The sequence below is a fragment of the Labilibaculum euxinicum genome (assembly GCF_009795715.1).
In the GTDB taxonomy this organism is placed as follows: Bacteria; Bacteroidota; Bacteroidia; order Bacteroidales; family Marinifilaceae; genus Labilibaculum; species Labilibaculum euxinus.
In genome coordinates this window covers 42545-66812 of the sequence record NZ_WTCR01000018.1, presented here as the reverse complement: position 1 = coordinate 66812, position 24268 = coordinate 42545, and the positions used below count along the sequence as shown (strand labels likewise).

The following is a 24268-nucleotide window of genomic DNA, read 5'->3' as shown; positions in this document are numbered from 1 at the left end:
GAAATAACGAGAGCATAAATCGCAGATGAAATAAGTTTTGTCTCTAAAAATTTCATGAATTAGGATCTGTTGCAATAGAGGAGTAAGGGAATTGTGTAACAGACTTGAGTACCGTGAGAATTTTGATCAAGATGGTTAAGATCTATTATTTCGAAATACATTTTTTTAGATGATTTAAAATTGTAAATCTTAACTCGGTCAAGAGCTATTGACGTAGCGATAGATTTATGATTTTGATCTTGTCTGTTCTTTTTGGCTTCATCAATACCAATTCCATTGTCTTTAATTTGAAACCGAAGCAAATCCAAATTCTTGTTTAGTGATATCTTCACTTGTATCTGAGCGTTAGGATTGGTTCTCAACATACCATGAATTAAGGCATTTTCTACAAATGGCTGAGCCAGCATTGGTGGAACAAGTACCTGATCCTGATCAATATTTTTATCAATTTCAAATTCATAGCTTATTTCATTTTCAAACCGTAGTTTTTGCAAGCCAATATAATCTTTTAAAGTTTCAAGCTCTGTTCTGAGAGATACAAATTCTTCTCTCGAATTTTCCAGTATTCCCCTTACCAAACTTGCCAATCGGGAAAGGTAATTATTGGCCTCTACATTCTTCTTATCGAGTATAAAACTCTGAATTGCCGTTAATGAATTGAATAAAAAATGAGGATTCATTTGAGTTAACAGAACTTTTTGGCGCAAATCCATAATTTTATGATCTGCCCGTAATCGGTTAATTCGCAGGGAGACCACAATGGCAACAGCACCCAATATCATCACGATCATTAGAATAATGATCCATGCATTTTTCTTGCCTAATTCAAGGTTTTGAATTTGACTTTTTTGTTGTAATAGTTCCAGTTCCTGTTGACTTTTCTCTGTCTCATATTTTATTGAAAGTTCTGCAAATCGATTAGACGTTTCGATTTTATTTATTGAATCATCTACTTGAATCCACTGACTTTGGTGGATAAATGCCTTTTTGAAATCTTGTTTTTCACGATATACATCAGTTAAGGAACTTAGAATTTCAGATCGCCATTTAAGCATGTTATTTTCAATTGCTAATTGGTCAGCTTCCAGAAGGTATTTTTCTGATAAATTGGCGTTGTTTTGGCTCATTTCGATTTTAGCCAGTTCTAATTTTGCACTAATTAAACCATCCTTATCACCAATCTGAATTCTTATCTTTTCAGCTCTTTTCACATAAGCAGTGGCAGAATCAGGCATATTTTGAGAGTGATACAAATAGCCAATATTGAAAAGTAATTTGGATTCGAATAGAACATTCCCAATTTTAGAATTTTCGTGAAGTGATTTGTTATAAAAGTCTAAGCTTTTTGTGAAGTTCTTATTTTGTTCAGCTATTGCGCCAAGGTTGCAGTAAGCATTCGCAATTTCTACGGTGTTTTTAAAATTCTTAAAGTTAGAAAGGGCTAATAGATAATAGTTTTCGGCTGTTGCTAAATTCTCCTGTAAATAATAAAGATTACCAAGATTATTGAAAATACTTCCTAGACCTTCGCGGTAATTAATTTCTTTATAGATTTTTAGGTTTTGCAGATAATACTCCAGAGCCATGTCATACTTGGCTTGTCTTTTATATAGAAGGCCAATATTTCCCAGTACTTTTCCAACATCCGATTTTGAATTTAAAGCTTCGAATTGAGGAATAGCTTTCTGGTAGTAAAGGAAAGCTGAATCGGTGGTTCCAGAAATGTAATAATTGATTCCCTGTGCTTTATAAGCTTTTGAAAGGAAGTTTGGATTTTGAGTTTCTTCAGCTATTTCAATAGCCTTTTGGCAAATAGTAATACTCTTGTTTATGGAACTGTTGCGAAAATAAACAGACGAGTCTAAAAAAAGAGTGATTTGTTGCGTAACAGGATTTTCTTCTTGCTTATTATTTGTACTAAATATGTTGGCGAATGCAGAAGAATAGCAACAAATCAATATAAAAATCAGATTGGCACGCAATAGCTTCATAATTATGAATTTGTAGTGACGGGAATCAGTAGTTTAGATTGATTTCATTCTTGTACAAAATAAAGAAATTGTTTCGATAATTTGTACTAAAGATTTATTAATCTTAATCAAAGTCGAATGTATAGAGAGTTAGGAGTAGACTATTAAATGATTACTTTAAGTTGTAGAGAAGAAAAAAAGCCTGATCTTTCGATCAAGCTTTTCAATTATAATGAGATATGTATGTAATTACAAGTTGTAGGTGATTCCAATTCCGGGTAAGAAACCAGTGTTTTTGTAAGCTCCTGTGAAACTACCACTTGGGTCGGTACCGGTGGTTTTCTCACCTTCGATGTATAATAAAGAAGCATCAAGGCTTAATTTATCTGTCAGCATGTAAGAGAAACCTGCTGAGATACCAATTTTATTAGCTCCTGGAGTTTCAGGAGTGTAAAACTTTTTGTTGGTTGGAGTTTCATCATAGTAGAAACCGGCACGAATATCTAATTTTTCATTAGCCGAATATTGTGCTCCAATCCTGTAGATCTGGGTGTTACTCCAGTTTCTTGTGCTTTTAGAGTCTAATACATTTGCAGGATCATTTTCAAAATCAAAATCCAGTGATTTGTATTTATTCCATTGTACGAAATTTACATCGGCAGAAACCAACCATTTTTCGTCAATTTTGTAAGCAAGTCCAACATTGAAGCTAGCAGGCAAGGGTAAAGTTGCAGCAAGTCCACCATCAGGAAAAACTCCTTTGATTTGTGCTGGTAAGGCTTCAGGTATTGTAAAGTCAGCTTCACCATCTGCATAATCTAACTCGATATCTACTTGTGAGCGATACGAAAGACCAATATTTAATTTTTCAGTTGGTTGTAGAAAAACACCTAGATTGTAGCCATATTTAATTTTACTACCACTTAGTTCTACTGCACCGTCTGCAATATAGGACCCGTCTGCAGGATTTCTAATTGGAAAAGCTTTATTTAAACTAAATTCACCATAAACAATATTTAGTCCGGCTCCAACACTAATCCAATCAGCAAGTTGATAGGATACGGTAGGCTGAATATAAATAGCTTTCAATTCAATGTCTTGAATTAAATATTTTCCAGACCATGTTTTACCCCAATCTACCTTATTTCCAAAAGGAGTATAAACACCCAAACCAATTGCAAGCTTTTCATTTACTTTCATCGATCCATACAAATAGAATGGTGTTCCTGTTGGGTTATCTGTTTTTTCTTTCCCTAAAGCTCCTGTGAACTCAGTTTTAATTATGGTTGCAAACCCTCCTACGGAGAAACTATATTTTTGATCTAGTGTAGCTAAAGCTCCTGGATTCCATTGCATACTACTTGCATCAAAATTTAATGCAGTACCAACATGCCCCATACCAGTTTGTTTATTCCCTTGAACGTTAACGGCGTAACCCTCAGCCTTTACATTAACAGCCATAACAATTATCGCAATGGCTAAACATATTTTTCTTATCATAAGTAGATGATTAATTAATTCGTGGGAAATATAATCCAAATTATAGGTATTGCAAGTAAAATATCAAAACAACAAGAGAATAAATCTTGTGTGTCCCTTTAAAAATGGCATGTATAGATGTATCTAAATTTATAAGTAAGATGCATGGTTTTGCTTCTTGTATTAGTTTTTATTAAATTATTAATACTTTTAACCTGAATAATAATTCCTTATTCAATTATATGAGCGTTAAGCTGAATAAAAAAACCGGAGGAGATTTCGTTTATCAAAGTTTTAAGGAAGGCTACAAAAGTGTTACGCCCTCTTTAATTAACCGTTCATTTGAATGGAACGACAAACAAATAAATATACTTTTAGAGTCTGCCATGCTTGAATTGGGGGAGTTAAATGCCTATTCTAAATTTTTCCCCGGAATCGATAATCATATTCCTTTATTTATAGCTCAGGAAGTTATTGCATCGAATTTAATTGAGGGAAATAAAAGTGACCTGTATCAAGTTTTCGTTCCTGATGTTTCTCAATCGTTTAAAAGTCAGTATGCACAAAAAGAAATAGTGAATCATATTAAAGCGATTCACTGGGGTGTAAATGAACTGCAAAAGTTTCCATTGTCAGTTCGTTTGGTGAAAGAGGCGCATAAAATCCTGTGTTCCGATCTTCCTGCCAAGGAAGAATTTGGAGGAAAGTTAAGATCGTTTTTTCATGCTCATGAGAATTCTTTTGAAGAGGAGTCGAATTATTCGCCACCCAATAAACATGAATTGAAAATATTAATTAATGATGGTAAAAAATTCTGGAGAAATGACGATTTGGAATTACCACAGCTCATTAAAATGGCTATTTCTTTGTATCAATTTGAAAATATTCTGCCTTTTTTGGATGGAAATGGAAGAACTGCCCGTATTTTAATTTTGTTTGAGACTATAAGTTTAAAATTTGTGGCCCGTCCAATCTTCTGTCTATCCGTTTTTTTTGAAAAGAATCGTTTGGAATATTATCACCGTCTGAATCTAATACGTTCAAAAAATGATATTGAACAATGGATTAAATTTGTACTTACCGGAGTAAAGGAAACAGCTTTGCATAGTAAGAATCTTTTGGGAAATGTAGAAGGTCTTACTAAGTATTATGAGTCAGTCATTGAAGAAAAAATGAGTAAAAAAAGAAAGCAATCTGCCAAACAATTGCTTTCAGAGTTTTATTCGAACCCATTTATGTCTGTTAGTGATGTGAAGGAAAAATTGCAATTGAGTTTTCAATCGGCGAACTTACTGGTAAAAGAGTTTGAAACACATAACATTCTTAAAGAGTATGCCGGTGCCCGCAGAAACAGAGTTTTCTATTTGTGGGAATACTTAAATTTATTTGAGTTGTAATAAAATAAATGATATAAAAAAAGAGCTTGATTCAAAGGTGAATCAAGCTCTTTTTATATTTGTGAAGTTCTTATTTACCTAAAACTTCTTTCATTTTCTTACCAATATCCGCAGGAGATTTCACAACATGAATTCCGGCAGCAGCCAAGGCTTTCATTTTTTCTTCGGCAGTTCCTTTACCACCGGCAATAATAGCGCCGGCATGGCCCATTCGTTTGCCTGGAGGCGCAGTTTGACCTGCGATAAATGCAACAACCGGCTTGTCCACATGTTTTGCGATGTAGGCCGCAGCATCTTCTTCATCCGATCCGCCAATTTCGCCAATTAAAACAATGGCTTCGGTTTTAGGATCTTCATTTAAAAGCTTTACTGCATCAAGGTGCTTGGTTCCTATAATTGGATCGCCGCCAATACCAATAGCTGTTGATTGACCTAATCCGGCTTCGCACAACTGATGAACAGCTTCGTAGGTTAACGTTCCTGAACGGGAAATAATACCAATTGTACCTGGTTTGTGAATAAATCCCGGCATAATTCCTATTTTAGCTTCGCCCGGTGTGATAACTCCCGGACAGTTGGGGCCAATCAATGTTGTTTTAGGGTATTTTTTAAGATACTCATGAACCTTTAACATGTCCAAAGTAGGAATGCCCTCAGTGATACAAACAACCAAAGCAACACCTGCTTCTGCAGCTTCCATAATAGCATCTGCAGCAAATGGTGGCGGAACAAATATTACAGATGCATTTGCACCGGTTTTTGCTACAGCACCTCTCATGGTGTTGTGAATCGGAATTTTATCCATGAACAGCTGACCGCCTTTTCCAGGAGTAACACCGGCAACTACATTTGTTCCATATTCTATCATTTGTTGGGTATGGAAAGCCCCTTCAGAACCAGTGATTCCCTGAACCACCAGTTTAGTATTTTTATCAACTAATACACTCATTATGCTTCAATTGTTTTAAGGGTGGCTACTACTTTTTCGGCAGCATCCCGCAATTCTGTTGCTGCAATAATATTCATTCCTGATTCTTCCAAAAGCTTTTTACCTTCTTCAGCATTGGTTCCTTGTAAGCGAACCACAATCGGCACTTTAGTATCAATATTCTTTATGGCTTCGATAACTCCTTTGGCAACCCGGTCGCAACGAACAATACCACCAAAAATATTAATCAGAACAGCTTTAACGCTGCCATCTGAAAGGATAATTTTAAAGCCTTTTTCAACTGTTTCTGCAGAAGCAGCACCTCCAACATCAAGGAAGTTAGCCGGTTCACCACCTGTCAGTTTGATAATATCCATGGTTCCCATTGCCAGTCCGGCGCCGTTTACCATACAGCCAATATTTCCATCCAGTTTAATGTAATTTAAGCCTGATCTGCCTGCTTCTATTTCTAAAGGCTCCTCTTCATCTAAATCGCGAAGAGCAGTAATGTCTTTATGACGATACAATGCATTATCATCGAAATTAGCTTTTGCATCCAAGGCAATTACAGCACCTTCTTTGGTTACAACCAATGGGTTGATTTCAAAAATGGAAGCATCAGTTCCTATATATGCTTTGTAAAGAGCCATCAGGAACTTAACCCCGTTTTTAAAGGCATCTCCGGTTAAATTTAGAGCAAATGCCATTTGTCTGGCTTGAAATGCTTGTAAACCAACAGCGGTATCAACGGCAACTTTTACAATTTTCTCAGGAGTTTCTTCTGCAACTTTTTCGATTTCCATTCCCCCTTCGGTTGATACCATAAAGGTAACTTTTGAGGTTGCACGATCCATTACAATTCCGGCATACAACTCACGATCAATATTCGAAGCGGCTTCTATTAAAACTTTCTTCACCAAATTTCCTTCCGGACCAGTTTGGTGCGTTATTAGAGTCATTCCTAAAATATCGTTTGCGTAACGAGTTACATCTTGAGCTGTGGGTGCAAATTTAACACCTCCGCCTTTTCCTCTTCCACCTGCGTGGATTTGGGCTTTTACAACTACGGGCAGACCAATTTCGGCAGCTGCTTTTTCAGCTTCCTGAACCGAAAAAGCAATCTTGCTTTCGGGAACAGGTACACCAAACGACCGTAAAATTTCCTTTGCTTGATATTCGTGAATCTTCATTATTACTAATTTTTTGTTAGGCTTGGAAAAGACCTGCTATTGATCTGTGTTTATTGTTTTAATTGATTTTGAACAAGTAAGCAAGTCGGTAGCTATTAATTATAAATGATTAATTTTTTGACGAACCTAAATATATAAATATCTGCATGAAATAAAAAGTACATTTACTGTAAATTTAAAAGAGTTTTGAATCTTTTTATTTTCTGAATTTTTGAAGTACCTGGAATGGTTAAAAATTAACTGAACTTAGTTGAGAACAGAAAAACATGTAAAAACTTCCATTTATCGAATAAAATGAAGATTCTCCCTATAAAATGAGGGAAGAGACTCTCATATTTAGTAATTTCAAACTCAAAGCAAAAAATCCATAATGTAAAGGATGTTTATCGAAAGTGGCCAATGATGGTAAATATTTTATTAGGTTAATTATTTGTTTTAATTTTAATCAGAAATTTAAAAGCACAGAAAAATGAGCACATATTATAACAAGGTAAAAGATTACCTGTTGAATTTAGAATTCAATATTATTAAAGAAGATAAGACAGAAGAGCTGTTTGTGGTTGAAAATCCGGAAGGTGGAATTGCAAATCTGATTGTTGATTGTGAAGACCCGATTTTGATTGTTGAAGGTGTATTGTTTGAGCTGACAGATGATAATCCTGAAATTTATAAAGCTTTACTGAAAAAGAACAGAGAAATTATTCATGGTGCGTTTGTTCTCGACGGATCAGGAAAAAAAGTTCTTTTTAGAGATACTCTTCAGTTAGAGAATTTAGATCAGAATGAATTAGAAGCAACACTTAATTCATTGGAAATGTTATTAAGTGAGTATTCGGAAGAGATTATTTCATATTCAAAATTGTAACCTAATAAATCAATATACAAATGGGAGTTTTTAGTAGATTATTCAACGTGGGCAAAGCAGAAGCTCATGCCGCTATAGATAAGTTAGAAGATCCAATTAAGATGACCGAGCAGGGAATCAGAGATCTGAAAAATGATTTGGATAAGAGTTTGCAGGCTTTAGCAGAGGTTAAGGCAATGGCAATTCGCAGCAAAAGAGAATTAAATGAGCAAAAATCAGTAGCTAAAAACTACGAGCAAAAAGCAATATTATTATTGCAAAAGGCAGAAAGAGGCGAGCTTGAGATGTCGGAGGCTGAACGTTTGGCAACCGAAGCCTTGGCAAAAAAAGAAGATGCAGTTTCTACCGCAACAAGATCGCAGGAAGAAGTGACTAAGTTTGATGCCAATATTAGCCAATTAGACACGAATGTAAAGAAGTTGAAATCGACAATTACTCGTTATGAGAATGAGTTGAAGACTTTAAAAGCTCGTGCCCGTGTAAGTCAGGCTACTCAAAAAATTAACAAACAACTTTCCGGAATTGATAGTTCGGGAACTGTTGGGATGTTGGAGAAAATGAAAGATAAAGTGGCGCAGCAAGAGGCAATGGCCGAAGCATATGGCGATATTGCTTTTGAAAACCGTAGTTTGGATGATGAAATTGATGCAACTTTAAACGAAAGCAATGTGAAAGCATCCAATGCGTTGGAAGAGTTGAAAGCGAAAATGAAGAATAAATAATAGCTGTTTTTACAAATTTGAACGAAATTAAAAATGGGATTTACCGATTTTTTTAAACGGAAACAGCCGAAGTATGACAGCACCAATATCCGGGTTACCGACCTGGATGTTGGTTTTGTTTTTGAATACGATCTGGACAGTTGGGAAGTGCAGGCGAGTTATGAGTACGATTGGGGGGATAATTATTTCTCTAAAGAATACAAGATTAACAATGGCAGTAAAACACTTTTTCTTTCGGTTGAGGAGGACGATGAAATAAGTCTTTCCGTTTGCGATAAGGTTAAGGTTCGTGAATTAGGCGATAATGTACTTGCTGATTTGTTGTCTAAGCAAAAGCCTCCAACGACTTTGTTTTATAAGGATAAAAAATATTTCTTTGAACAGGAATCACCGGGTTATTTTAATGATAAAGCCCGTGGAGAGGATTGGGTGGAATTTATTTCATGGGATTTTGTTGATGAATCCGGAGAATATATTGTTACCATTGAGCAATGGGATGAAAAAGAATTCGAAGCTTCGGCCGGTAAGGCAATTAAGGAGTTCGAAATATCTAATATTTTACCTAAATAAGTTAGTAAGAGTTATTAGTGAAAAACATCTGACTTTCATCGATAACTCTTAACTCGTAATTATAAACTACAATTTATGAACACAGTAACTAAAGTAATCATTGGGATTATTGTAGTGTTTTTTATAGCAAAGACTTGTGGACGATCAGGATCTTCCTCCTCTTCTTCAGTTGCAGAAACATGGCAAAAATCTCCCGTTGATAATTTGATTAAGGAGTTGAATAATGAACAGAACTTCTCGATAATTCTATTCGATATGGACGCTAGTGAAGGTTCTGACAATTACCGTCATCAATATCAGGTGATTATTCAGCGTCCGGACACGGTAGTAGAACAAAAAACCACTTGGAAAAAAGTGAGTGAGCCGTTCTTTTCTCAGAATTTGAATAATATGGGAATGGAAATTGTTTCTAAAAAGGATGGGGTTGTGACCAAGCAGGCTGTGCCTGCAGGATACAATCACTATGTTGGAAATGAGAAATACGGACGATGGGAAAATCGGGGAGGATCTTCTTTCTGGGCGTTTTACGGACAATATGCTTTCATGTCGCACATGTTCAATATGGGATCGTACCGACGTTCGTACTGGAATGATTATCGAAGCGGTGGATATTATGGAAGTTCAAGAGGATATTACGGCCCTCGCGGAAGCAGTCCTGTTTATGGAACGAAATCTTATACCTCTTCCGGTTCGGGAAGCAGCAGTAAGTGGGGAAGCAAACCTTCTACATTTAAAGATAAAGTCCGGAGTAGGGTGAGTCGTTCTTCAAGTTCAAGCAGTGCAAGATCTTCACGCAAAACAACAAGAAGTTCATCTAGATACCGCACAAGTTCAACACGCTCCCGCAGCGGTGGATTTGGAAAATAATTTTTGACGTAACGAGTATTAGTCCATAGTCTTTAGGCAAAATGCGATATTTCTATTTACTAACTACTAATTACTAATGTACTAAAACAAATACTTATGATATCATTATCAGAAATTTCGTTTATCGTTTATGATGCTGTGGTTTATATCATGGCAGCATTTGTCATTTTCCTGATTGGAAAATTTATTTATCAATTGCTTCACCCTTCTTTTAAAGTGAAAGAGGAGTTGGTGAAGAAAGATAACTTTGCCTTTGCCATTTCTCATGTGGGGTACTATATCGGCTTATTGTTTTCAATAGGAAGTGCAATCGTAGGACCATCAAATGGTTTGGTAAATGATGTGATTGATATTGCCGTTTACGGTTTATTGGCCATCGTACTTTTGAACATTTCTATATTTTTATCTGATTATTTAATACTTCGAAAATTTTCAGTTCGTAAGGAGATTATTGAGGATCAGAATGCCGGAACCGGTGTTGTAGAAGGTGCAGTTTCGGTAGCATCAGGTTTAATTATTTTTGGAGCCGTTTCGGGCGAGAGCGAAGGACTTTTGTTTGGGATTCTTACAGCCGTTGTTTTTTGGGCATTTGGTCAAATTGCTTTAATTGTAACTACACGCATTTATAATTGGATTACTCCATACAATTTGCATGAACACATCGAAAAAGACAATGTTGCCGTTGGAATTGGTTTCGCCGGAGCTATAATTGCGATAGGAAATTTAATTCGTTTTGGATTAACCGGAGATTTTGAAGGATGGTTGCCAAGCTTTGCCGAAGCTGGTTTTGAGCTTGTTGTGGGAATTATTCTATTGCCGGTTATGCGTTTAATAACAGATAAGATATTACTGCCGGGTGAACGGTTAACCGATGAAATTATTAATCAGGAAAAACCCAATGTTGGAGCTGCTTTAATTGAAGCATTTGCTTATATCGGTGGATCGGTTTTAATCACATGGTGCTTATAAAATTATGAATTATAAATGTTGAATTATGAATTAAAGATCATGAGTTGGATAATGTCGGTTTGTGCATTCCAATTCATGATCGAAAATTCGTAATTCATAATTCTCTGAAAGTGTTCAAGAATAAATCAACATTATTAAAAGCGGCAATTTTTGCTACAGGATTTTCAGGTGTGGTGGCAGAGTATATTTTGTCCACTTTGGCACAGTATTTCTTAGGTAATTCTGTTTTTCATTGGGTGATGATTATCTCACTCATGTTATTCTCAATGGGTTTGGGTAGTCGAATTACTAAGAATTTTGAAACCCGTTTATTGAAACGTTTTCTGATCTTAGAATTTGTGTTATCGTTCATCGTTTCGTTTGCTGCTTTACTGGTTTATACGGCTTCTGCATATACTCAATCGATAGGAATTCTTATTTACAGTCTGGCAATTTGTATTGGATTGTTGATTGGAATGGAAATTCCTTTGGTGATCCGCATTAACGATGATTACGAGAAATTAAGGTTCAATATTTCGAATATTTTAGAGAACGATTACTATGGAAGTCTGCTTGGAGGGATATTTTTTGCCTTTATCGGATTACCCGTATTTGGATTGATTTATACTCCTTTTATTCTTGGGTTTGTAAATTTCTCTGTCTCGATTGTGGTGTTGATTTTTCTTTGGGATCTTTTGAAATCCTCAGAAAGGCAAGCCTTGATTGTCTTAGGCACATTTGTCATGATTTCGCTGACAACCGGGGTTTTTGTTACCGATCCTATCATTAAATATGGCGAGCAGCAAAAATATTCCGACAAGGTAATCTTTGCGGAGCAAACTAAATATCAGCGTATTGTAATTACGAAATGGAAGAATGATTACTGGCTGTACCTAAATGGTAACGAACAGTTATGTACGCGTGATGAATTGATGTATCATGAGCCTTTGGTTCATCCTGCAATGAGTTTGCATCCAAATCCGGTTAACGTGCTGGTATTAGGTGGTGGTGATGGTTGTGCTGTTCGGGAGATTTTAAAATATCCCAAGGTTGAGAAAATCACCTTAGTTGATTTGGATCCAGCCATGACCAAATTGGGAAAGACGAATCCCATCTTGACCAAATTGAACCAAAACTCGCTGAATAATGCAAAGGTTGAGGTATTGAATGATGATGGTTACAAGTATTTGCTGTCGAATGATGATTATTATGATGTAATAATTATTGATTTACCAGACCCGAGAGGTGTAGAACTGGGACGTTTGTATTCGCATGAATTTTATAAACTTTGTTATCGTCATTTACGTCCCGGAGGTGTTATTGTAACTCAGGCAGGCAGTCCTTATTTTGCAACGCAGGCATTTTCGTGTATTTTAGAGACAATGAAAAGTGCAGGTTTCCAAACAGTTCCAATGCACAATCAGGTGATAACTTTAGGCGAATGGGGGTGGAGTTTAGGGGTAAAACAGCCTGCTGATACCAATGTGAAAAAGCAATTGCAAAATATCGAGTTTCGTATACCAACACGTTGGATCAATAAGGAAGCTATGACCTTGATTACATCTTTTGGTAAGGATATTTATCCTTGGGAAAAAGACAGTGTTTATATCAATAGAATTCATGAACCTGTGCTGTATAAGTATTATTTAAAAGGCAATTGGGATCTTTATTAATAATAAATCAGATTTGAATTATTATTGAAACAGAATCCTCAACAGAGAAAATGTACTGATAAAACAGAGGTAGAAATAATCAGCTTTTATCTTATACAATCATAAAAATCAGCGTCTAAAATTAGTGTCGAATGAAGACGAAAACAAAAATATTAGTAGCAAAAATTCACAATCTTCGATTTTGGGTTTCCGAATGTGAACCTAAGGTTTTGCAAGCTCAGTTCCAAGATTATTTGGAGCAGGTTGGCTTTGTGATTTTGAATTTTACCGATCATCATTTTCCGGTTCAGGGATATACTGCTTTTTGGTTGCTTGCTGAATCACACTTAGCCATTCATACTTTCCCAGATAAAGGATGGTCGTATGTTGAGCTGAGCAGCTGCAACCAGAAAAAATCAGAAGATTTCCGAAGTTTGGTAAATGCCGGTAAGCTTGACATTAAATGGAACGGTGATGGTGTAGAGATTTGTGTACCTGAATAAGTAGAATCACATGAAGAAAAGGCTAAGTATTTTTATTGCATTTTTAATATACGTAATTGCCATACTGGGAATTAAATATTTTGAGGGGCAATCGCCTGATTCAAATATCAAGACAGTTGGAGATGCTTTTTGGTACGCTATTGTAACTCTTACAACAGTAGGATACGGTGATTTTTATCCGGTAACATTTGCGGGTAAAATTATTGGTTTACTTGTGATTATTGGAAGTTTGGGAATATTGGGATTTGTTATTGGTGAAGTAACTGTTAGATTTAATCAGTATATGGAAAAGAAAAAAAGTGGTTTCTGGGGAAGTGATTTTGATAATCATTACATCATTATTGGCTGGAATGAATTTGGACAAAAAGTAGCGAGCCAAATTATTCAGGCAGGACAAAAGGTAGCTTTTGTAACCAATAATAAAGCTGATCTGGATTTAATTGCTGATTTATATCCTTCTAAAAATACATTTAGTCTTTTTGCTGATTACTCCAATGTTGAAGCTTTAAGTAAAGTGAATGTTGAGCGTTCAAAACGAATATTTGTGAATTTCGATGACGATTCGGAAACCTTGGTTTTTGTGATCAACTTAAAGAAAAGATACCCTGAGGCAAATATTGTTGTTACTTGTTTAAACCCTAGTTTGAGGGAAACTTTTGTGAATGCTGGTATTGTTCATGTAATTGCACAGAGTGAAGTTGCTTCAAAATTGGTTGCATCTTACTTGTTCGAACCTTATGTAGCTACCTATACCGAAGATTTAATTTCTACAAGTGTTGCTGATGAAGATTCGGACATTCAGCAGTATATAATTACAGAAGAATGCGATTTTTCCGGTGAGGAATATATGGCTGCTTTCATGAAACTGAAGCTCGATCATAATGCAATTTTGATAGGAATGGTGAAGGAGGGCAGGTTAATGAAGAATCCGCCAAAGGGAACAATGGTTGCAACGGGTGATTACTTGATTTTAATCTCCAGCGGAGAAACGAAAAAGAATCTGGAAGATTTCTTTGGCGTGAAGGAAGGTGAATAAAGCTGAATTATTCAGGATTATAACCAACATCATCGGGAAGATTTGGCGCTTGGGAAGCCATAACCGCTAACTGATCGGCACGTTCGTTGCCCGGAATGTTAGCGTGACCTTTGATCCAAACAAATTTCACATTGTGTTTTTTGTAAACTTCCAGGAATCTCATCCATAAATCTGCATTTTTTTTCCCTTTAAAGCGCTTTTGCACCCATCCAAAAACCCACTTTTTCTCTACAGAATCAACCACGTATTTCGAATCGGAGTAAATCGTAACATCACAACCGGGTGTTTTTAATGCCTCCAGTCCAACAATAACAGCCATCAGTTCCATTCTGTTGTTTGTAGTAAGCTTAAATCCCTGATTTAAATCTTTTCGATGCTTTCCCGAAATTAAAACTACACCATATCCACCCGGTCCGGGGTTTCCACTTGCAGCTCCATCAGTATACATAGTTATTTTAGTCGACATATTATTGGTTTGCGGTTTTCAAATCAAAAGTAAGAAAAAATGAGATGCAGAAAGGATGTATAAGAAAATTGGCTGTCGAATTTGTTCCTGATTTTTTCAAGTTGTAAGCAACTCAAATTATTTTGTAAATGGTGTAAGATGATTTTGGATAAGGAAAAGAGATTTCAGGTACCGGTACAAACCAATTGGTGTATGCTTACTTACTATTTTCGCTCTGCTTACTGCAACTTTTTGCATTGCTTACCGCAAATTTTTGCGGTAGTGTTCGCAATTTATTGCGATAAGCAGGCAAGAACAGACTATTAAATTTGGATATTTTAATTTCTCCTTTGTATCCTTTAAAATCCTTAAAAAAAGGATGTCCGAAAATTCGAACATCCTTGTTAATCTATTTTGATATGATTTTAAAATTATCATGTATGTCAATCTAATTACTCACATCTAAAATCTCAGTACTATTTATTTCACAATAGTCATTTCGTCAATCAGATTTTGAGCACCGGCAAACTTATCAATAATGAAAAGTGTGTAACGAATGTCAAGATTGATACATCTTTGCAGATTTTCTTCAAAATCGATGTCTCCTGACATAGCTTCAGAATTACCATCAAAAGCAGTACCGATTAACTCACCGTTTCCGTTAATTACAGGAGATCCTGAGTTACCTCCGGTAATGTCACTGTTGGTTAAGAAACAAACAGGTAAGTTGCCGTTTTTATCGGCATACTGACCAAAGTCTTTTTTATTGTACAGCTCTTTTAGTTTAGCAGGAACAACAAATTCATCATTTGTAGGATCTTCTTTTTCCATTACTCCTTTAAGAGTTGTGAAATGTTTATAGTAAACACCATCTTTTGGAGTGTATCCACCAACATTTCCGTAAGTTAAACGGATAGATGAATTTGCATCCGGAGCCAGATTTTTCTTTTTATTGATTTGCATTAAACCATCAACAAACAGGCGTTTCCCTTTTTGCAGTTGATCAGATCCTTTTGATAATTCAGCTCTAATCTCTTTGTATTTAGCAATGATTGAGTTACCTATTTTGAAAGCAATATCATTTTCAAGAGTTTCCAGTTTTGGGTCATCAAGAAATTTATTGAAACTTTCAGATGTAGCAAAAATGGAGTTTGAATAAACGTCAGAAGCTAATTTGTTAAAGTCGTTGTTGTATTCTTCGCTAAAAGTTTTGAATATCTCCGGCTGTTGATCTGCCGGAATATTCTCTGCGTACATTTTGTACATGCCGGCCATTAGTTTTTCATCGGTTGGAGCATTGTAATCTTTATAGAAACCTTCAGCGGCTTGACGGTAACCAGTAATTGCCTTTTCAATTGCCGTTGTATCTGGAGTTTCAGCCTCAAGTAACGATTTTAGACCTCCTAGTTGAATCGCAAAAACAGGCATTTCCGCACCACTTAGCAAAGCTTCTCTTAAGTAGGAACTGGCATTCATTACTTCTTTACGTTCTGCATAAACCTGAGCAATCATTTCAAGAGCTTTTCCATATTTAGCTTCTCTTTTTGATTTTTTATTTGCCCATTCAAGATATTCCTTTTCAATTTCTTTTTTGTGCCCCATTGTATTCAACTTTGTAAGGGCTTTGTTTTGCTCGTTTGAATATTTCCAATAGTTGGCACTCTGAGCATGTTTGGCCGCATATTGAATACGAACTTTTGCATCTTTAAGCATATCTTCCTTCATAATATCCAATTTTAAAGTACGGATATCGTAACGGTTTTGGTTGGTGATTTTCATTGTTTCTTCCAAACCAAAAGAAGTAAGATAGCGGTCGGTAGTTCCAGGGAATCCCATAATCATTGCAAAATCCTGTTCTTCTACGCCTTTGGCAGAAACAGGAAGGTGATGATTTGGTTTTAATGGAATGTTATTATCCGAGTAATCAGCAGGTTTTCCATCAGGTCCTGTATAGATTCTGAACATAGAGAAATCTGCAGTGTGACGCGGCCACATCCAGTTGTCTGTATCACCGCCAAATTTACCCATTGATTGTGGAGGAGCTCCAACTAAACGAACATCTTTATAAATTACATATACGAAAAGGAAATATTGGTTTCCTTCAAACATGCTTTTAACATTCGCTTTGTAATCTGTTCCTTCTTCAGCTTTTTTCTCCAATTCTACGGCAACTTTTTCAATTGCTTTGTAGCGCTCTTCCTCAGTCATTTCGTCATTCACTGCCGAAAGAACTTCTTTCGATACATCTTCCATGCGAACTAATATAGAGGCTGTAACACCTGGATTGGTGAGCTCTTCATTTTTATCGTAAGCCCAAAATCCATCTGAAAGATAATCATGCTCTGTTGTAGAGTGTGATTGAAGAGCACTGAATCCACAGTGATGATTTGTAAGAAATAAACCTTGATCAGAAATAATTTCACCAGTACAGAAATGACGGAATGGTCTTCCTTCAAATCCTAAACCTACAATCGCATCTTTTAAACAACTTTTATTGATGCTGTAAATATCATCGGCAGATAATTTTAAACCTTTTGCCTTCATTTCGGCAACGTTCTTATTTAATAAAGATAAAAGCCACATGCCTTCATCTGCTTTTGCATTGGAAAAGCTAAGTAGTAAGCTTAATCCCAAAATTAATGATGCAAATTTTCTCATTTGATTTACTTTAAATTTTTAATATAACCGAACTGGTTTTTGGTAAACCAGAATGGTTATCAGTTGTTATAAGTATTTAGTCGAATAGCAAAGTTAATATTAATATACGATTCCATTTTTCTTGGAAAAGTGCTAAAAAGCGCATGAAAAAACAATCAATTGCTAATCAGTGTGTTGTGTTTTTATTGGATGCTGAAAATTAGATGAACCCTGTGTTTTTCTCGTTAAATAGAATTGATAATTGCTTGTTAATGAGCTGTTTTTCCTCAAAATTTCAACTCTAATTGATTTGGCAGGAGAGAAAAGGTTTTTCGGTGGATGGGATTGATTCCGTGTTCCTGAATGGCCAAGCGATGTTTTTTGGTTGGATAACCTTTGTTATTTTTCCAATCGTAACAAGGAAATTTCTCATGCTCGGATAACATGTAATCGTCGCGATAGGTTTTTGCCAAAACAGAAGCGGCTGCAATCGATAAGTATTTCCCATCTCCCTTTATGATACAGGTGTGATTGATATTCGGATAAGGAGTGAAGCGGTTTCCATCAATAAGCAGATGTTCAGGTGTAATTTTGAGTTGCTCAACAGCTCTGTGCATGGCTAAAAAAGAAGCATTCAGAATATTAATCTGATCGATTTCGGTGTGGCTGACAATTCCAACTGCCCAGGCAATTGCTTCTTTCTGAATTACTTCGCGAAGCAAATATCTGTTTTTTTCAGAGAGTTTTTTTGAATCGTTTAATATTTTGTTCGAGAAATTTTTAGGTAAGATTACTGCCGATGCGAATACGGGGCCGGCAAGACAACCTCGTCCTGCTTCGTCGCAACCTGCTTCAATCATATTTTTGTGTAAATAGGAGGCTAATTCATTCATAGATGCAATATTTGTCTGTAAAAATAGATCGAATTTTCTATGGAATCAAATTGCATCTGTTAAATTAATTTTTGTATTTAATAATTCGGGCGCCGTCAATAAATTCTGATTTTACACTTCTAGGATTGTCTATTATTTCATAGAATTCATCGAAATAATTCAAGGCACGTTCTTTTTCTTTATCATCCAGATAAGGACAATTTGTGTACAGCTTGTATAAAAACTCTTTTTTCATTCTAAATTCCCTGAAAATACATTCCAGTTCTTCAGCGGTTCGTTGATAACCTCTGTAAAGCCGTTCGTGAATAGACTGAATATCTAATTTTGCATTAGGGGTGGCATATGGAGCATCTACCAAACTGGCCCAGTCAAAATCATAGGGTACTGTTATTAAGCGAGAAGTTGGTGTCTTCGAAATAAGTTTGATGTTATGAAGGGTTGGAACTCCCCAATCTGTATTCCCAACCATGTATTGAAAGATAGCAAGTTTGGTTACCTTACTGATGTTAGTACGATCCTGATGAACTTTTTTGTCGTAACGTGCTATCTTGCCATTCCTTGCAGCCATTTTTTTAAAGTCTTCTATAAAGAATGCAAATTTTTCTAGAGGTTTCATCTCTCCTTTACTGTCCTTGTAAGATATTTTTACCAAACGAACCCTAAAACTTTCAGGTGTGAAAATATTATATGCTTTGTAGATCAGGTATTCATGGATAAGCATTTGTTCATACCTATCGTTTCGATTTTGACAATGAGAAACCAGTTTTAGCTTATTGTTATCGTGAAAGAGTGAATAGTTTGATTCTGCTTTATTGAATTTTACAGTTAACGGGGGAAATGCACAAATACTGCGGTCTTTCCTGAAATTACCTCTGGTTTTAAGTTCTACAATCATGGAAACTATCGAATCGCCAAGTAGGTAGGAGAGTCTCCCCTTGTGATATTTGTTATTATCACCTACATCTTTAACCAATGACTTTAGATCAGTAGTTATTGATAATTCAATAAGCGTATCGGATTCAAATAAATCCGGAGCATGATAAACAGAATCTATTTTTTCCTGACCAATTGCAAATAGTCTCGTGCATCCCAGTGAGAATAGGAAGAGTATGAGAAAAGTCTTGTGGCGAATTAGTTTTATCATAACAAAAGTGCTTTATTAGTCAGGTACTCCTGTCGCTTATTTCGGCATCGGTTAATATATTAGGAGTTACAGACTCTTTGTAGAATACAATTAGCTTTGTATATCCTTTTGCCAAATCTATTTGTCCGATACTAAATTTTGCGACTACCATTCCTGTCCGGGTTTCGATGTCATCAATTAATTCCTGATGCTTGCTGGGATGAATTAAATCAAGTCGATCATATACTATGGTTCTTCTCGCAAGATGACGCTTCATCCAAACCCTTTCCATCACCCAGGTGGTTGCCATAAAAGCTGCGTTGGTAAAAGCAATTTCGCCAAAACTTACTTCCCCTCTGGTTAATGCATTAATAACTGATATGGTAATGACAAGAAAAAGGTAGGTCATTTCCCGGATTGGTATGGTATCGGTACGGTAGCGGATAATTCCAAAGATTGCAAATAATCCCAGAGCAAAACCAAGTTGTAATTCAATACTTCCAAGTAAAAAACAAAGAAAGAATACGGTTGTACTAATCATGATGTAGGTAAAAACGTAGGATCTTTTTCCTGTAGCTCTGAAATAAACGTAATTGATTACAAAAACCGTTACTGCTAAATTAAGTATGAACCGGAATAATAATTCAAGTATATTATTCGAGTCCATAAATGATGTTGGAATATTTGGGTTCGTTATTATATCAGTAATAAATTCCATGCTGTTTTCGTTTTATTGTAACCGTTCTTTTTCCTTATGTGCAAATATCCGATAATATTTCTGATTCTCTATAAGTAAGCCCTGATCAATATAGTTGGGATCGCCTATGGGCACATCCATTCCAATGAGTTTAAACGAATAAAATGCATATACTTTAGCGACAGGAGTGTGTCCAAAAATAATAACGTTGGCATGATAAAAATCAAGTGTCTTTAGTACCTCCTGTAAAGATATACGGTCATATTTTGGTGTTCTTGATAAATAGCCGCGATACCATAACGGACTATTTGAATATAAAAATAAATCAACTAGTGTCGTGTCTTTTAGCTCGGTATAATTATTTAAGTGGTATCTCATACCAGTATTTACTTCATCAATACTCATTTTTTTCTCTAAAAAATCAGGAGAAATACCACCATGTACAAATAATTGTTCTCCTATGCGGACAATAGTATTTTTAGATCGCAGCCATTTACCCAAAACCGAATGTTTGTCGAAAAAATGTGAGTAATGAAAGTGAATATAATGAGCCGCATGCTGATATTTATCAACAACATATCTATCATCAAAAAGTAAAGCCATCATTTCATGGTTTCCCAGAAGGTAATGAACCATTCCACCTTGTTTTTTCGCTTGAATTTCCAATTGAAAAATGAACCATAAGCATTCTGTCACTTTATCCCCTCTGTCAAATACATCGCCGGTAAAAACTATTTGTCCATCCCCAAAATTCCATTTGTTTTTTTCATCAATAATTTTGTTGTAACGAAGAATAGCTAATAATGATTCAAATTCGCCATGGATATCCCCCAGAACGACTATCTTATTATTTGAAGGATTTTCCCCAGATTCTGGCTTGATTTTATGAGGAATAATATAAGTCAGAGTATCATTTCCTGCAAATCCGAGGAAGGTCACGGTGTCATTCTTAAACCGGAAAGTTTTGCTTATTTTTCTGGTTTTGTTTTTTATGCTGTCGTGCACTATGTAAAAAGCCTCAACTCTTGTCGAAGAAATGTATCTAACGTGAGGGCCTTCAACATAGCTGGCAACAATCAAGGAGTCTTTGCAAATTGTGTCCTGGTCAAAAGATGCACGAGACTGAAAGGAACCAAGCAATAATATGAGGAGTAAATATATGTAGACCTGTTTTATCTGCATTAATTATCTGATTGCATTATTTAGAGTGTTTAAAGATAAGATTAATTTCCATTTTAATTAAATGCGAATTCATATTCCTGTAAACCATTGTATCTTGTAAGATATCCTTATTTTTGTAAAAAAAAGCAAAATAATGTATACTAAAGAAGAATCTAAAGAAGTTAAAATTCAATTTTGGGATGGATTTAAAAGATATTCAAAAGAAAAGGGAAGAAAGATGACCTCATGGGTTTTGCGCGGAACTCAGATTAAGGAAGTGCAGTTAAAGTTTGATCTGAATGAGAATGGAGTATTTGTTATTATTCAGATTGATAGTAAGTTGGATTCGAAAAGACATTCTGTTTATGAACAGTTCGAAAAGTATAAGCCCGTAATAATGGGTACTTGCGGAACGGATTTAAAATGGGAAAAAGACTATTTTATTGAGGGATTTAAAGATGTAGGTATGATTTATTACCATTTGGAAGGAGCATTAATTTATAACAAGGATGAATGGAAAAGCTATTTCGAATTCATGTTCTCGAAAATGACAATTTTGGAAGAAGCATTTTTAGATGTTAAAGATGTCGTATTGCAAGCTGTGTAGGATATTTTTTTTGGATTCGTATCTGTATGGTAAACAGTGCTTATGTCTGTGTTTAGTGCCGTATCACTAAGGATTTGTTTAAATTTTATCAGTATAATTTTGTTTTCGAACAAAAGCCTCCTATCTTTGCAACCGCAAAACGAAAGATATTTCTTAAAATATATTGCGGGATGGAGCAGTGGTAGCTCGTTGGGCTCATAACCCAAAGGTCGTCAGTTCGAGTCTGGCTCCCGCTACTAAGGATTAGGATTAAGCAGGCCTAAACAAGAAATAAAAGATAGTATCTTTCGAAAATATATTGCGGGATGGAGCAGTGGTAGCTCGTTGGGCTCATAACCCAAAGGTCGTCAGTTCGAGTCTGGCTCCCGCTACTAGCGAAAGGGCTTTGGAGAAATCCAAAGCCCTTTTTTAGTGGTAATTTTTACCTTCTCAGAAGTAAACATTTTACGCTAATTCTCTTACCTTTGCGTAAATATTTTAGATCCTTTCATTATGAGTCGTTTAAAAGAGAAAAAGCCTTTACTTGAGAAATTAAAAAACAAATACAGGTTAACTATTTCCAATGAAGGTACTTTTGATGAGGTATTATCGATTCGATTATCACGTTTAAATGTTTTTACGGTAACTGGATTGTTTTCAATTATCCTTATCGTGTTGGTGACTTTACTTATTGCATTTACTCCGTTACGTGAATATATTCCCGGTTACCCCGATGGTGAAATGCGAAAAAATATTGAGGATAATGCGATTCTAGCAGATTCCCTTATTGCAGAACTGGATAAAAGAGATCGCTTTTTTCAAGGAATTCGAAATGTTATTTCAGGAAATGATTTCGATAATGTTGTTGAGAATGCTGATGATTCAATTGTTGATCCCAAATACAAAGATTTAAGTTTTAGTATCTCTTCAAATGATTCAGCTTTTCGGAAAGAGCATGAGGAGGATGAGAAATATAATTTATCTTTTGGAAGCGCTCCAAAAGCCCGAGGCTTGTCCAACACCTACTTTTTTGCGCCGATTAACGGCATGGTTTCTAATCATTACGATAGTAAAATTGAGCATTTTGGTACCGACATTGTCGGGGGACTGAATGAAAGAATCTCATCGGTATTGGATGGAACTGTTGTGTTTTCAGAATGGACACTAAATACTGGCTACGTTATTCAAATTCAGCATTCGAACAATTTATTGTCGGTTTACAAGCACAATTCTGAACTGTTGAAGAAAACTGGCGAGCACGTAAAAGCCGGCGAGGCAATTGCTTTGCTGGGGAATTCGGGAGAGCTTACATCCGGGCCTCATTTGCATTTCGAGTTGTGGCACAATGGACAAGCATTAAATCCTGAGGATTATATCAAATTCTAACTACAAATAAAACTCTAATTATTGATGAGTAAACATATTGCCATTTTGGGATCTACCGGTTCCATTGGAACGCAGACCTTAGAAGTGGTGGAAGCCAATCCTGATGATTTTATTGTGGATGTACTGACGGCGAATAATAATATTGAGCTGTTGATTCAGCAAGCAAAAAAATTCCATCCCGATGTGGTTGTTATTGCTTGCGAAGAAAAATACACTGAGCTTTCCGAAGCTTTAAAAAATGAACCCATAAAGGTTTATGCCGGAATTGATGCAATAGCACAAGTCGTGCAAATGTCGGCAATCGATGTTGTGGTTACAGCAATGGTTGGATATTCAGGACTTCTTCCCACTATTAAAGCCATTGAGGCAAAAAAGAATATTGCTCTGGCAAATAAGGAAACTCTTGTGGTTGCAGGTGAAATTATTCAAAGATTAGCCTTAGAGAATGGTGTTAATATTTACCCTGTAGATTCGGAACACTCAGCAATCTTTCAGTGCTTATCCGGCGAGTTCGATAATTCGATTGAAAAGATTTATTTGACCGCTTCCGGAGGACCGTTTCGAGGCAAGGATAAAAAATTTCTAGAAAACGTAAGTTCTAAGCAAGCCTTGCAGCATCCTAACTGGGACATGGGAGCAAAAATAACCATTGACTCTGCCAGTATGATGAATAAAGGTTTTGAGGCGATTGAAGCCAAATGGCTGTTCGATTTAAAAGCTTCTCAAATTGATGTGATTGTGCATCCGCAATCAATTGTGCATTCTATAGTGCAGTTTGAAGATGGATCGATGAAAGCACAAATGGGATTGCCGGATATGAAATTACCTATTCAGTTTGCACTTACCTATCCGAAAAGATTAAAAACAGATTTTCCACGTTTTAATTTTTTAGATTATCCGAATTTGAGTTTCGAAGCGGCCGATTCAAAGAATTTTAAAAATTTAAATTTGGCTTTTCAGGCAATGGAAAAAGGCGGGAATTTACCATGTATTGTAAATGCTGCCAACGAAATGGTTGTTGATGCCTTTTTAAGAGATGAAGTTGGATTTTTACGAATGAGCGATATTATAGAAGACTGTATGCACAAAACCGGATTTATTAAAAATCCAACCTACGAAGATTATGTGTTAACAGATAAGGAAGCAAGGAAATTGGCATTATCTATGTTGTAAAAAATACCTATCTTAGGCATCCGCTAATTTGCTGATTCTA

The 24268-nt window shown here is 35.8% G+C and carries 22 protein-coding genes and 2 tRNA genes; 14 read left to right on the top strand and 10 right to left on the bottom strand.

Going from position 1 to position 24268, the window contains the following annotated elements; genetic code table 11:
• Positions 1–59 precede the first annotated feature (59 nt).
• Positions 60–1991, bottom strand: a complete 1932-nt coding sequence (locus GQR60_RS18760; RefSeq protein ID WP_124994409.1) for a tetratricopeptide repeat-containing sensor histidine kinase — start codon at positions 1989–1991, stop codon at positions 60–62.
• A 228-nt stretch (positions 1992–2219) separates the two neighbouring features.
• The gene (locus tag GQR60_RS18755) at positions 2220–3470 is read right to left on the bottom strand and encodes an OmpP1/FadL family transporter (protein ID WP_124994408.1); all 1251 of its coding nucleotides are present in this window, start codon (positions 3468–3470) and stop codon (positions 2220–2222) included.
• A gap of 221 nt (positions 3471–3691) precedes the next feature.
• On the opposite strand from GQR60_RS18755, the gene GQR60_RS18750 reads away from it, so the two are divergent.
• Positions 3692–4846 carry a Fic family protein gene (locus tag GQR60_RS18750; RefSeq protein ID WP_124994407.1) on the top strand — a complete coding sequence of 385 codons (1155 nt, stop codon included), beginning with the start codon at positions 3692–3694 and terminating at the stop codon, positions 4844–4846.
• Positions 4847–4916: 70 nt separating this feature from the next.
• Here the strand turns inward: GQR60_RS18750 and sucD are convergent, their stop codons facing one another.
• Both sucD and sucC read right to left on the bottom strand, forming a co-directional pair.
• Entirely contained in the window at positions 4917–5795 is an 879-nt protein-coding gene (gene sucD, locus GQR60_RS18745; RefSeq protein ID WP_124994406.1) for a succinate--CoA ligase subunit alpha, read from the bottom strand.
• Positions 5795–6964 (bottom strand): ADP-forming succinate--CoA ligase subunit beta, encoded by a 1170-nt coding sequence (gene sucC / locus GQR60_RS18740; RefSeq protein WP_124994405.1) that lies wholly within the window; start codon positions 6962–6964, stop codon positions 5795–5797. The genes sucD and sucC overlap by 1 nt, the downstream gene beginning before the upstream one ends.
• Positions 6965–7433: 469 nt before the next feature.
• Between sucC and GQR60_RS18735 the strand changes: the two genes are divergently transcribed.
• The 8 genes from GQR60_RS18735 to GQR60_RS18700 all read left to right on the top strand — a co-directional run bounded on the left by GQR60_RS18735 (position 7434) and on the right by GQR60_RS18700 (position 14127).
• Positions 7434–7829: a YbjN domain-containing protein gene (locus GQR60_RS18735; protein WP_124994404.1), complete on the top strand. Its 396-nt coding sequence runs from the start codon at positions 7434–7436 to the stop codon at positions 7827–7829.
• A 20-nt stretch (positions 7830–7849) separates the two neighbouring features.
• A complete protein-coding gene (locus tag GQR60_RS18730; protein ID WP_124994403.1) occupies positions 7850–8551 on the top strand; it encodes a PspA/IM30 family protein in 702 nt (233 codons plus the stop codon).
• A gap of 33 nt (positions 8552–8584) precedes the next feature.
• Positions 8585–9121 (top strand): DUF4178 domain-containing protein, encoded by a 537-nt coding sequence (locus tag GQR60_RS18725; protein WP_124994402.1) that lies wholly within the window; start codon positions 8585–8587, stop codon positions 9119–9121.
• Positions 9122–9196: 75 nt separating this feature from the next.
• The gene (locus GQR60_RS18720; protein WP_124994401.1) at positions 9197–9988 is read left to right on the top strand and encodes a hypothetical protein; all 792 of its coding nucleotides are present in this window, start codon (positions 9197–9199) and stop codon (positions 9986–9988) included.
• A 96-nt stretch (positions 9989–10084) separates the two neighbouring features.
• Positions 10085–10957 (top strand): DUF350 domain-containing protein, encoded by an 873-nt coding sequence (locus tag GQR60_RS18715; RefSeq protein WP_124994400.1) that lies wholly within the window; start codon positions 10085–10087, stop codon positions 10955–10957.
• Between the two features lie 110 nt (positions 10958–11067).
• On the top strand, positions 11068–12609 hold the full coding sequence (locus GQR60_RS18710) for a polyamine aminopropyltransferase (RefSeq protein ID WP_306599010.1): 1542 nt from the start codon (positions 11068–11070) through the stop codon (positions 12607–12609).
• 131 nt (positions 12610–12740) lie between these two features.
• Complete coding sequence (locus GQR60_RS18705) at positions 12741–13091, top strand: S-adenosylmethionine decarboxylase family protein (protein ID WP_124994399.1); 351 nt, start codon at positions 12741–12743, stop codon at positions 13089–13091.
• A gap of 10 nt (positions 13092–13101) precedes the next feature.
• A complete protein-coding gene (locus tag GQR60_RS18700) occupies positions 13102–14127 on the top strand; it encodes a potassium channel family protein (protein ID WP_124994398.1) in 1026 nt (341 codons plus the stop codon).
• A gap of 7 nt (positions 14128–14134) precedes the next feature.
• Here the strand turns inward: GQR60_RS18700 and rnhA are convergent, their stop codons facing one another.
• The 6 genes from rnhA to GQR60_RS18670 all read right to left on the bottom strand — a co-directional run bounded on the left by rnhA (position 14135) and on the right by GQR60_RS18670 (position 21104).
• On the bottom strand, positions 14135–14593 hold the full coding sequence (gene rnhA, locus GQR60_RS18695) for a ribonuclease HI (protein WP_124994397.1): 459 nt from the start codon (positions 14591–14593) through the stop codon (positions 14135–14137).
• 459 nt (positions 14594–15052) lie between these two features.
• A complete protein-coding gene (locus GQR60_RS18690) occupies positions 15053–17230 on the bottom strand; it encodes a S46 family peptidase (RefSeq protein WP_124994396.1) in 2178 nt (725 codons plus the stop codon).
• 266 nt (positions 17231–17496) lie between these two features.
• On the bottom strand, positions 17497–18102 hold the full coding sequence (locus GQR60_RS18685) for a ribonuclease HII (protein WP_101309927.1): 606 nt from the start codon (positions 18100–18102) through the stop codon (positions 17497–17499).
• Between the two features lie 64 nt (positions 18103–18166).
• Positions 18167–19246: a hypothetical protein gene (locus tag GQR60_RS18680; RefSeq protein WP_124994395.1), complete on the bottom strand. Its 1080-nt coding sequence runs from the start codon at positions 19244–19246 to the stop codon at positions 18167–18169.
• A 19-nt stretch (positions 19247–19265) separates the two neighbouring features.
• Positions 19266–19943, bottom strand: coding sequence for a DUF4956 domain-containing protein (locus GQR60_RS18675; protein WP_124994394.1), 678 nt, complete (start codon positions 19941–19943; stop codon positions 19266–19268).
• Between the two features lie 12 nt (positions 19944–19955).
• Positions 19956–21104: a metallophosphoesterase gene (locus GQR60_RS18670; RefSeq protein ID WP_124994393.1), complete on the bottom strand. Its 1149-nt coding sequence runs from the start codon at positions 21102–21104 to the stop codon at positions 19956–19958.
• A 133-nt stretch (positions 21105–21237) separates the two neighbouring features.
• Here GQR60_RS18670 and GQR60_RS18665 point away from each other — a divergent pair, with 133 nt between their 5' ends.
• From GQR60_RS18665 to GQR60_RS18645, 5 genes are all read left to right on the top strand, one after another.
• Positions 21238–21690, top strand: coding sequence for a DUF4268 domain-containing protein (locus GQR60_RS18665; protein WP_124994392.1), 453 nt, complete (start codon positions 21238–21240; stop codon positions 21688–21690).
• Positions 21691–21854: 164 nt separating this feature from the next.
• A tRNA-Met gene (locus GQR60_RS18660) sits at positions 21855–21926 on the top strand.
• 63 nt (positions 21927–21989) lie between these two features.
• Positions 21990–22061: transfer RNA gene (locus tag GQR60_RS18655), tRNA-Met, on the top strand.
• A gap of 121 nt (positions 22062–22182) precedes the next feature.
• On the top strand, positions 22183–23055 hold the full coding sequence (locus GQR60_RS18650; RefSeq protein ID WP_124994391.1) for a M23 family metallopeptidase: 873 nt from the start codon (positions 22183–22185) through the stop codon (positions 23053–23055).
• Between the two features lie 24 nt (positions 23056–23079).
• A complete protein-coding gene (locus GQR60_RS18645; protein WP_124994390.1) occupies positions 23080–24228 on the top strand; it encodes a 1-deoxy-D-xylulose-5-phosphate reductoisomerase in 1149 nt (382 codons plus the stop codon).
• The last annotated feature ends 40 nt before the right edge of the window (positions 24229–24268 follow it).

Coding starts and splice junctions, on each gene's coding strand:
- sucC (WP_124994405.1), bottom strand. CDS start 6,964: ATGAAGATTCACGAATATCAAGCAAAGGAAATTTTACGGTCGTTTGGT.
- GQR60_RS18730 (WP_124994403.1), top strand. CDS start 7,850: ATGGGAGTTTTTAGTAGATTATTCAACGTGGGCAAAGCAGAAGCTCAT.
- GQR60_RS18750 (WP_124994407.1), top strand. CDS start 3,692: ATGAGCGTTAAGCTGAATAAAAAAACCGGAGGAGATTTCGTTTATCAA.
- GQR60_RS18685 (WP_101309927.1), bottom strand. CDS start 18,102: ATGAATGAATTAGCCTCCTATTTACACAAAAATATGATTGAAGCAGGT.
- GQR60_RS18720 (WP_124994401.1), top strand. CDS start 9,197: ATGAACACAGTAACTAAAGTAATCATTGGGATTATTGTAGTGTTTTTT.
- GQR60_RS18665 (WP_124994392.1), top strand. CDS start 21,238: ATGTATACTAAAGAAGAATCTAAAGAAGTTAAAATTCAATTTTGGGAT.
- GQR60_RS18670 (WP_124994393.1), bottom strand. CDS start 21,104: ATGCAGATAAAACAGGTCTACATATATTTACTCCTCATATTATTGCTT.
- GQR60_RS18675 (WP_124994394.1), bottom strand. CDS start 19,943: ATGGAATTTATTACTGATATAATAACGAACCCAAATATTCCAACATCA.
- GQR60_RS18690 (WP_124994396.1), bottom strand. CDS start 17,230: ATGAGAAAATTTGCATCATTAATTTTGGGATTAAGCTTACTACTTAGC.
- GQR60_RS18700 (WP_124994398.1), top strand. CDS start 13,102: ATGAAGAAAAGGCTAAGTATTTTTATTGCATTTTTAATATACGTAATT.
- GQR60_RS18715 (WP_124994400.1), top strand. CDS start 10,085: ATGATATCATTATCAGAAATTTCGTTTATCGTTTATGATGCTGTGGTT.
- GQR60_RS18735 (WP_124994404.1), top strand. CDS start 7,434: ATGAGCACATATTATAACAAGGTAAAAGATTACCTGTTGAATTTAGAA.
- GQR60_RS18705 (WP_124994399.1), top strand. CDS start 12,741: ATGAAGACGAAAACAAAAATATTAGTAGCAAAAATTCACAATCTTCGA.
- GQR60_RS18760 (WP_124994409.1), bottom strand. CDS start 1,991: ATGAAGCTATTGCGTGCCAATCTGATTTTTATATTGATTTGTTGCTAT.
- rnhA (WP_124994397.1), bottom strand. CDS start 14,593: ATGTCGACTAAAATAACTATGTATACTGATGGAGCTGCAAGTGGAAAC.
- GQR60_RS18645 (WP_124994390.1), top strand. CDS start 23,080: ATGAGTAAACATATTGCCATTTTGGGATCTACCGGTTCCATTGGAACG.
- GQR60_RS18680 (WP_124994395.1), bottom strand. CDS start 19,246: ATGATAAAACTAATTCGCCACAAGACTTTTCTCATACTCTTCCTATTC.
- sucD (WP_124994406.1), bottom strand. CDS start 5,795: ATGAGTGTATTAGTTGATAAAAATACTAAACTGGTGGTTCAGGGAATC.
- GQR60_RS18650 (WP_124994391.1), top strand. CDS start 22,183: ATGAGTCGTTTAAAAGAGAAAAAGCCTTTACTTGAGAAATTAAAAAAC.
- GQR60_RS18725 (WP_124994402.1), top strand. CDS start 8,585: ATGGGATTTACCGATTTTTTTAAACGGAAACAGCCGAAGTATGACAGC.
- GQR60_RS18755 (WP_124994408.1), bottom strand. CDS start 3,470: ATGATAAGAAAAATATGTTTAGCCATTGCGATAATTGTTATGGCTGTT.